Annotated in this window: 7 protein-coding genes; 5 read left to right on the plus strand and 2 right to left on the minus strand. The window is 59.7% G+C overall.

Going from position 1 to position 8,948, the window contains the following annotated elements; all coding sequences use genetic code 11:
• From EOA28_RS14865 to EOA28_RS14885, 5 genes are all read left to right on the plus strand, one after another.
• The coding region (locus EOA28_RS14865) for a M81 family metallopeptidase (RefSeq protein WP_148670720.1) at positions 1–1,483 on the plus strand (1,483 nt) is incomplete at its 5' end.
• Positions 1,480–2,634, plus strand: a complete 1,155-nt coding sequence (locus EOA28_RS14870) for a Xaa-Pro peptidase family protein (protein WP_128315000.1) — start codon at positions 1,480–1,482, stop codon at positions 2,632–2,634. The genes EOA28_RS14865 and EOA28_RS14870, both read left to right, overlap by 4 nt.
• Positions 2,635–2,641: 7 nt before the next feature.
• A complete protein-coding gene (locus tag EOA28_RS14875) occupies positions 2,642–3,580 on the plus strand; it encodes a zinc-binding dehydrogenase (RefSeq protein ID WP_128315001.1) in 939 nt (312 codons plus the stop codon).
• Positions 3,581–3,618: 38 nt separating this feature from the next.
• Positions 3,619–4,527 carry a 5-dehydro-4-deoxyglucarate dehydratase gene (gene kdgD / locus EOA28_RS14880; protein WP_127406319.1) on the plus strand — a complete coding sequence of 303 codons (909 nt, stop codon included), beginning with the start codon at positions 3,619–3,621 and terminating at the stop codon, positions 4,525–4,527.
• 212 nt (positions 4,528–4,739) lie between these two features.
• A complete protein-coding gene (locus tag EOA28_RS14885; protein WP_128315002.1) occupies positions 4,740–5,798 on the plus strand; it encodes a pyridoxal-phosphate dependent enzyme in 1,059 nt (352 codons plus the stop codon).
• Between the two features lie 297 nt (positions 5,799–6,095).
• Here the strand turns inward: EOA28_RS14885 and EOA28_RS14890 are convergent, their stop codons facing one another.
• Entirely contained in the window at positions 6,096–6,755 is a 660-nt protein-coding gene (locus tag EOA28_RS14890) for a GntR family transcriptional regulator (RefSeq protein ID WP_127875738.1), read from the minus strand.
• A gap of 786 nt (positions 6,756–7,541) precedes the next feature.
• On the minus strand, positions 7,542–8,426 hold the full coding sequence (locus EOA28_RS14895) for a sugar phosphate isomerase/epimerase family protein (RefSeq protein WP_128315003.1): 885 nt from the start codon (positions 8,424–8,426) through the stop codon (positions 7,542–7,544).
• Positions 8,427–8,948: the final 522 nt, after the last annotated feature.

Genomic DNA, 8,948 nt, shown 5'->3' on the forward strand with positions numbered 1-8,948 from the left:
TCGGGTCGGCATCGGCGGGATTTTCCACGAAACCAATACATTTGCTGCCCCGACAGGGCTGGCTGATTTTCAGGTCCTGCGCGGCATTGAGATCTCTTCGTCCAGCCACGGTGCGCGCACCTATCTTGGTGGTCTGATCGAGGAGACCGGCGCGCTCGGCTTCGATGCCGTCCCGTTGCTCTACGCTGAAGCCACACCATCCGGCACGATCCGGCGCGAGGCTTATGTCGCGCTGCGTGAGGAATTGGTCGAGCAGGCCGCGGCTTCGGATCTCGATGCGCTTCTTTTATCAATTCACGGCGCGGGCGTCGTGGAGGACATTGACAGCCTTGAGGAGGATTTGTGTGCCGCGCTGCGTCAACGTCTCGGCGATAAAATCCCGATCGTGGCTACCCTGGACCTTCACGGCAACATCCGTCAGCGCCTGGGTGATCTTTGCTCGGCGCTGTTCCCGGTGCGGCTCAATCCCCACATCGACCAGTACGAGCGCGGGGTGGAAGCGGCCCGATGTCTTTGCGAGATCGTGTTCTCGAGAACCGACTTCGAAACGGCGATCGAACAGGTCCCGATGCTGTTCCCACCCGTTCCGACCAGCTTGCCGGCATTTGTCGAGCTCGACGGCCTCTGCACCGAGATCGAAAAGCAGGAAGACGTCGCGTGCGCGCGTGTCATGCACGGCTTTCCCTATGTAGACGTGCCTTGCATTGGTGCATCGGTGGTCGTCGTGGCCCGCCGCAATGGAACCGATGACGCCCGGCGACTGGCGCGGCGTATCGCCGCCGCCCTTTGGGAGCGACGGGACCAGATCAAGGTGCCGAGCCTGCCGCCTGAAGGTGCGATCCAAGAGGCAATGCGAGATGGACGCACCATCGTCATCAATGAGTTTTCCGACAACACCGGCGCCGGCAGCCCCGGGGACGGGACCCATCTTTTGTCGGCTCTCATCGCGGCGGGCGCACGGTCCTGCTTTTCACACATCTTCGACCCCGCCACAGTAGCGCAGGCGGCCGCGGCCGGGGTCGGCGCGCGCATCAATGTCCACCTGGGTGGGCACAGCGATGCCCTTCTCGGCCATCCCATTAAAGCCGATGCACAGGTTCTTGGCCTCAACCACGGACTCTTCCGGGTCAAGAGCCCTATGGGAACCGGCGAGACGATCGACTTGGGTCTTCTGGCGACATTGCGCATCGGCGGCGTCGACGTGGTCGTGTCCAGTGGGCGCCGACAGACACTTGATGATGGCCCCTTCATCAAGGCTGGAATCGATATCACCCAATTTCCGATCGTGGCGCTGAAATCGAGCCAGCATTTCAAGGCCTGGTTCGAGCCGCGCTGCGCCCGCATCGTCACCACAGACCCGCCGGGGCTCTCGCCCGTAGACGTAAGCAAGTTGCCTCGCCGTCGTTTGCAACGGTCGATGTGGCCCATAAGCGCGGACGTGAACTATCGAGCTGAGCACCAAGCTGGACAGGAGCCCGCATGAAAAACCAGGCCCCCGGGGCTGGCTACTCGACGAGCGGCCCCCTGGATTTTGAGCAGGCTGAGTACCAGGCCCGCCTTCGCGCGATCCGGTCCGAGATGGAACTGCGCGGGGCAGAGATGCTCCTTGTCGACCAGATAGATCATCTGGCCTACCTTTTCGGCTATCTCGCGACCGCGGCCCGCTACCAGGCTGCCCTGATCCCCGTGGAGGGGGAACCCTGGCTGATCGTTCGCGAACTCGATCTTGGCACCTTCCTCGATCAGTCCTGGTCGAGGTCTTTTGAAACATTTGCCGACGACGAGGATTCGCACGCTCGGGTGACCAGCGCCATTGCGCGACTGGCCCCGAAAAGCCTTGCGATAGAGAAAGACAGCAACATCCTGACGATCGCGCGGCTGAACCAGATCCGTGCCGGCAATCCGGGCATGGAGATAGTCGACTTCTCAGGCGTGATCTGGCAACACCGACTGATCAAGTCGCCCGCTGAGTTGGCATATATCCGCCGTGCGGCAGACATCGCCGACCACATCGTGACCATCGGCGCCGGCTCGATCAAAGCCGGAGTGAGCGACCGCGACAGTCTTGCCGCAATGTACGAGGTTTCCATCCGTCACGGCGCGGACAACACCCGGGCCGCCATCCTGGGGCGGATGACCGGCATGGACGCCTTGATAGGCGGGGTTACAGGAGCGCCGTGGGCGCAGGGCGAGCGGGTGTTTGTAGAGGCCACGCCGCAATATCGTGGCTATAGCGCACGCCTTGTTCGGCCAGTAGTCGTTGGCAAGACAGCCGCCGCGGCCGTGGACCTCGCCCGGCAAATGATCGCGATCCAGGACCGCCAGATTGCCGCGATGCTTCCAGGCGCCAATGGGGGCGACGTCGACGCCATTTGCCGCGGCGAGGTGCTGCGCCAAGGGCTGAAGACAGTCTTTACCCAGATCACCGGCTACACGCTCGGCTATCAGGCTGTGCCCCGTGTCAGCGACCACACCCGGATCATGGCCCCGGGCCAAACCTGGTCGTTCGCGCCCAACATGGTCTTCCATGTCGTCCTGCATACGCCGCAGTTGGCCTTCAGCGAGACAGTCGTTGTGACCGAAACCGGCCCCGAGCGTCTCTCCCGGCTACCCCGGGCCATCCTGTCGGAGTGATGCGCCTATGCTTGCTTATGAAGCGACCCCAACTGGGTTGAGATTGTCGGAGCGAACCCGTCCTAGCCCGGGTCCGGGCGAGGTCGCCATCGATGTTGGCGCAATCGCGCTCAATCGCGGCGAATCGCGGCGCGCGATTCATGGGGGATTTGCCGAAGGCATTGTCCCCGGCTGGGATACGGCAGGTGTGATCAGCCAGGTTGGAGCCGGGGCACGAGGGCTGCCGCTAGGAACGCGAGTGGTTGCACGTGCTCTCGCCGGCGGCTGGGCGCAATGTCGCATTGCCGATTGCAGGGATGTCGCCGTCATTCCCGCGGATGTCGATATCGGCCGTGCCGCAACGCTGGCCACCGCCGCCACGACCGCTCTGGCCGTTCTCAAGCGCGGGGGTCCCATCTTGGGGCGATCGGTAGTCATCACCGGTGCATCGGGCAGCGTTGGACAGTTTGCGGTTCAACTGGCGCGTCTTGGAGGCGCCAGGGTCAGCGCCGTTACGCGCGCTGAAGGCGATCGCGAGCTTCTTGTCTCGCTGGGAGCCAATGATGTTTTCACCGACCTTGGCAACGTCAAGGGCGCAGATCTCGTCATCGAAACCTTGGGCGGCCCGTCCCTCGTGCAGGCAGCAGGCCTGCTCAATGCTGGCGGCAGTTTGCAGTCCGTGGGCTGGAGCGCAGGGCAAGACGCGGTCTTCGCCAATTTCGACCATCTGATGAAAACCAGCGGCACAATTCAGGGCTTCGCCATCGGCGAACGTCATGTCGGGGCGCTGCTCACACAATTGCTCGGGCTTCTGCAGCGCGGCGCGCTCACGACTTGCATCCAGCTGCGTCAACCATGGGAGACCTTGCCTGCTGCGGCCGCGGCCGTTTTGCAGTCCGGGTTCCGCGGCAAGGCCGTGCTCGATGTGACCCGATTCGCACATGCAGCGCCATGGCCGCTCCCCTGACCACCTTCTTCGAACGCCCGCCAAAAAAAGAGGATGCAATGACGCCAACCGATATAAAAGCTGCTCTGGGATCAGGTTTGCTGTCCTTTCCAGTAACCCACTTCGACGCTCAGGGCCGCTTCGCTCCCGAAAGCTACAAATCGCATGTTTCCTGGCTCTCGAGCTTCGAGGCGCCTGTGCTCTTCGCAGCAGGCGGCACGGGCGAGTTCTTCTCGTTGACGCCTGAGGAAGTCCCCCAAGTCGTCCGAGCAGCCAAGGAGGCGGCGGGCGACACCGCAATCGTTTCGGGATGCGGCTATGGCACGGAGATCGCTGTCACCATCGCCAAGGCCGCACAGAAGGCGGGCGCCGACGGCATCCTGCTTTTGCCGCACTATCTGATCGATGCTCCGCAGCAAGGACTGTACGAGCACGTTCGCAGGGTCTGTCAGTCGATCGATATCGGCGTCATGGTCTATAACCGTGACAACTCCGTCATCCAGGCTGATACGCTGGCACGCCTTTGCGATGCCTGTCCCAACCTGATCGGCTTCAAGGATGGCACCGGTGATATCGGAGCAATCCGGCAAATTACCGCAAAGCTCGGTGACAGGCTCACTTACCTTGGTGGGATGCCCACGGCAGAGCTCTTTGCCGAAGCCTATCTTGGCGCGGGCTTCACGACATACTCGTCCGCGGTGTTCAATTTCGTTCCGGCCCTGGCTCAGGAGTTCTACCGCGCCCTTCGAGCCGGCGAACGTGCCCGCTGCGAAGCCCTGCTCAACGAATTCTTCTATCCGTTCATGGCAATCCGCAATCGCGCCAAGGGCTACGCGGTGGCGGCGATCAAGGCCGGAGTCCGGTTGAAAGGTTTTGATGCAGGGGCGGTTCGCGCGCCGCTGACGGATTTGTCCGCCGAAGAACAAGACCTGCTGGCTTTGCTCATCGCCAGACAGACCTTGCAGTAACGAAACCGGAAAGGACAAGAAACGATCCGCCGCCGGTGCTGTCTCTACGAATGTCGACGTATTGCAGCTTGAAGAGGAAATGGCGCCCGCCCGAGCAGGCACGCCTTCACAGAGATGCATCGCGCTTCAGCCTTTTTGACCGCTCGACCGGCGTTCGGCTTTCATAACGAGCTGAAATTCAGCTGATCTCTCTTTCTCGATTGGGATAACCGATGTCGCATCCCGTGCCACCTGTTTCAAGGGCCGATATTGCCGGAGCGCTGGCGCAACTGCCACGTGCCAGCCTAGCACATCTCCCGACACCGCTTGATCCCTGCCCCAGACTGGCGGCCGAACTGGGCGGCCCAAAAATTTGGTTCAAGCGCGACGACTGCACAGGCTTGGCGTTTGGCGGCAACAAGGTCCGTCAGCACGAATACATTCTTGGGGATGCGCTGAGCCGCGGCGTGGACGTGGTGATCCAGGGGGCTGCCTCACAATCGAACCAGTCGCGCCAACTGGCTGCCGCGGCGGCCCGACTTGGAATTGAGTGCATCTTAATGCCGCGCAAAGACGCCCAATTCGAGCACGTGCAGGGCAATCAGTTGATCGCGCGTCGGTTCGGAGCAACGATCGTCCCGATCGAAGCCAGTGCTTCGACAAAGCAGGCTAAGCAGGATATGGCCGCACGGCTTGAGGCCAGCGGCCGCAGGCCGATGATACTCGGCATGGGTGCCGAGCGCGCACTGACCCTTGCGGCGGTCGCATATATCGGAGCCTATCTTGAACTCGTGGAGCAGTTCGAAACTCTGGGCGAACCTTTGCCCTCCCACATATACGTCACTTCACAAGTCAGTACACAGGCTGGCCTTCAGGCCGCTGTCGAATTGCTGGGTCATGGCGTAAAAATCTGCGGCATCAATCCGATGGATGCACGTAATGAGGCCTATGAGTCCCCTGACGAAATCGCCAGCCGATGCTGCGCGGCTGCCGAACTGCTCGGCTTCAGGCTGGACCTCGGTCCCGAGCGCATCAACAACTCTACAGAATTCGTCGGAGACGACTACGGCAAACCCGCGGCAGCCGCGCAAGAGACCGCCGCGCTGCTCGCCCGAACCGAAGGTATTCTTGTTGATCCGGTCTATTCGGGAAAAGGCTTTTCTGGTTTGGTAGGTGATATTCAAAGCGGGCGGCTCAACAAATCTGACCGGGCCGTCTTCCTGCACACGGGAGGCTTGCCTGCAATATTCTCGTATGCTTCGAGTTATCACGATATTGGGCACGGTGAGTAGAGCTGAACTCACGTACTGACAGCGCGCCCCGAACAAACGGGGCGTTGCCAAGCCGTGGCGGGATCGGCGGAAGCGAGCCTAGCCCTGGCGGCCAGCGCACGGCACGCCGGCTCATTCTGTCGGGCTGTGCTGCCGCCGCATGAGCTCACAAGCCAAAGCCGTTTCTGACCGCGCTCAAGGCCCGGTGCCCTGTCTTAGCGGCGAATTCGACGCAGCGACGGGCCAATCAGGGGCGGCGCAGCCGCCACAGAGATGTCGGACGATATTGCCACGCCAACCGATCGCCAGAGACCTCTTCTAGAGGCTCCAATTTTTGAAAAGCCACCGTACGAATTGATCGTGCTGATTGTTCAAGGCTGCTACGAGACGAGCGGAATCTCGAGATCTCAATGCCTCGAGTTGATCCTTCAGCATCCAGTACTCAATCTTCAGCCATTCGCCGTCATTCGTGGAATGGATAATCGTCCGGATACGAGTCAGATGATCATTCAACTTGCCCTGCATGCTTCGGAGCAAATCGTTGTCGCAGTATTCACGCAACATACTTTGAAGAAAGAAAAACGCGTTCCTCACTGGCGAAGGATCGTCGGTATCCAATGATTGCTGCGCCTTGTCGAGCAAAACTCCGAATTCTTCGATCCGTGCGGCCGGAATGTTTCCAATAGCCTGAATCGCGCACTGCGAATCCAAAGCCTTACGGACCTGATACGCGTTGCTGACATATTTCGCGTCAAGCGGAGCGACGTAGGGTACCTTCCATGCTTCTCCTACAACCAGCCCGTCTTCCTGCAGGCGGGTAAGTGCTGCCTTGACGGGGGAGCGACTCACTCCGAGTTGCTTGGCCAAAACACTCTCAGGCACCACCTGGTTGGGGGGTAGTTCGCCATCGGTGATCATCTTCTTGATGATGTCATAGACCCGCTCGCCCAAGGGTATGTTGCGCTCAACCTCCTGCATAATTTTCCTTTTCGGTCGGAGCCTCGAATCGCTTGAAGAATAATGGAGAGGCTGCTGAATACTGGCAAGGGTGCTAGTGGATGCACTTGTTGGCCGTTGGCTTGGCAGGTGCAATCCGCGAGCAGTTCAGATGTGGCCTTCAACAAGTCGGCTTGGATGTCGCTTTGGGTCTTCCACGGAAATGTCGGAACAACACGAAAAACGCTGCTAAGGTCGCCTTCCTCGCTCAGGAACTTCATCCCACAGCCGCTCGTGACCGTAAGTCCCAAAATCGCATGAGCTTGGGACGAAGGTCATTGCCACCATAAGCCTCGACATTTTCCCGACCTCCAACGCTAAATCGAGTTCATATTAGCACCGAGATCAGATTGCATCCAGCCGACAGGATACAGAATTTGGCCTGCAACGCGCCACCTTACGGCTGAGGAGTCGCGATGCCAAACTAAGCTAGTCAACGTCCCTGGTCGCAAGCCGATTGCGTCTTCTTGAGCCCAGGCGGGCTAGAGCCACCGGCGCGGAGATCTGCTACAGCATCGTGCCTGAGGTTCTTGTCGTCGACGAATTTTGGAGACACCTCGGTCGGCTAATTAGCGTTTCCTTGGCCGGTATGCTTCCAGAATGTTCCCGAAGCTTACCGCCGAAAGACCTGGCAGTCTGATCGCACGGGTGTTCCTACTGCGGGATCGGCGGCTAGATGAGATTCGCCCAGCCAAAATTGCGGTAAAGGTGATTGCTGGCTGCGCCAGCGCCAGGCAGCGGAGCCCCGAACGACGACCGAGAAAACCGCTAGCCCTGCACCAGTTGCTTCATCTGCCTGTGCACTTCTCGTCCGATCTCATAGGCATTTTCCTGATGCCATTTCCGACTGAAGGACTCGCAACCCCACCAGTCGTCGTATCCGGTGGCCTTGACAGCGTCCGTCCACAATTTCAGATCGATGACACCAGATCCCATCTCGATGTCGCGCAAATCATCCTCGATCGGGATGCCGGCGGCAAAAGGACGCGAGTCGCTTATGTGAACGCCGTACAGCAGATCCTTGCTCAGACGGGCGACCACATCAGGGGTGTCACCGGCTGTGAAACAATGCCAATAGTCGACAATCAATCGGATATTGTCGCGGCCGGATCGCTCGATGATCTCCACATTGTCGGCAATCTTGTTCAGCGGCGTCCACGACATCGGCTCAAGATAGAGAAGCAGATCGAACTGCGCGGCAAGGTCAGCGATGCGAGAGAGGTTCTTGACGGTGGCCGCGATCTGCTCCTGGCGAGGAAGGCCGAGCATCCCTTTGTAGAGATCAGTGTGCTCACCCTTGGCATGCGCAACAACTGCCCGGACATCCACCGGGCCCGTCATCACCTGTATGCCCTTTGCCCCGACGAGTTGTGCCAGTCTGAAGGTATTCTCCGCCTCCATCATCAAATCGGCTTCTGACGCGCCTCCCCTCTCAATATCGAAGACGGCGCCGAAACCCGGTATGTCGATGCCGTCGAGCCTGGCGAGCAGTTCCTGTTCGGTGAACCCTGCATCGAGGAAGCCCCGCAGTTTCCTGGTTGATGGATCTATGCCGTCGAAACCGACCGCCCGCGCCACATCGATATCCATGACAAGGGGCACGTGCCAAGCCACTGACGAATGCAGGATCAGCCTGTTCTTCTTTTCCGTCATTTCGCCATCAGCTCAAGGACCGCCAAGCCAGCCCCCACGACCTCGAAACTCGCAAGGGATCAGTGATCAAATCGCATTCAGTATGCAATTTGCGATTCGAGCTGTCAACGTTCGTCTCCCGATCATCAAAGTGGAGAAAACGCCTTTAAAAACCGCTTCCCGGAGGCGCAGAGGTCACGAATGTTTCTCTTGACAGCAGGCTTACTCCAGATTGAATACTGAATACACGAACGCTGGCACGCAGGGTTGGAAATAATCAATGTTCACACCGTCCTTTTGGCTATGGCGCAGGCCAGTTGGGAGAGCTCGGCTCGGAAGCCGGCGCGTCCCCGGCCACCGATGCGGCCTGGGAGCTGAAATCCGGCTCTCCGACAGGGCATTTCGACATGGGATTGGGCTGTCGGAACATTGCCTTGGCCGCGCATTGCGCCAGCATTCCAAAAGCTTCTGGGCAAACCTCAGAAATCAGACTTGATAGATGCTGAGGCCCCTGTTTCCAACTTGTTAAAGCGCTCGGGCAGC

Origin of the sequence: Mesorhizobium sp. M2A.F.Ca.ET.067.02.1.1, from assembly GCF_004023285.1 — a bacterium.
In the GTDB taxonomy this organism is placed as follows: domain Bacteria; phylum Pseudomonadota; class Alphaproteobacteria; order Rhizobiales; family Rhizobiaceae; genus Mesorhizobium.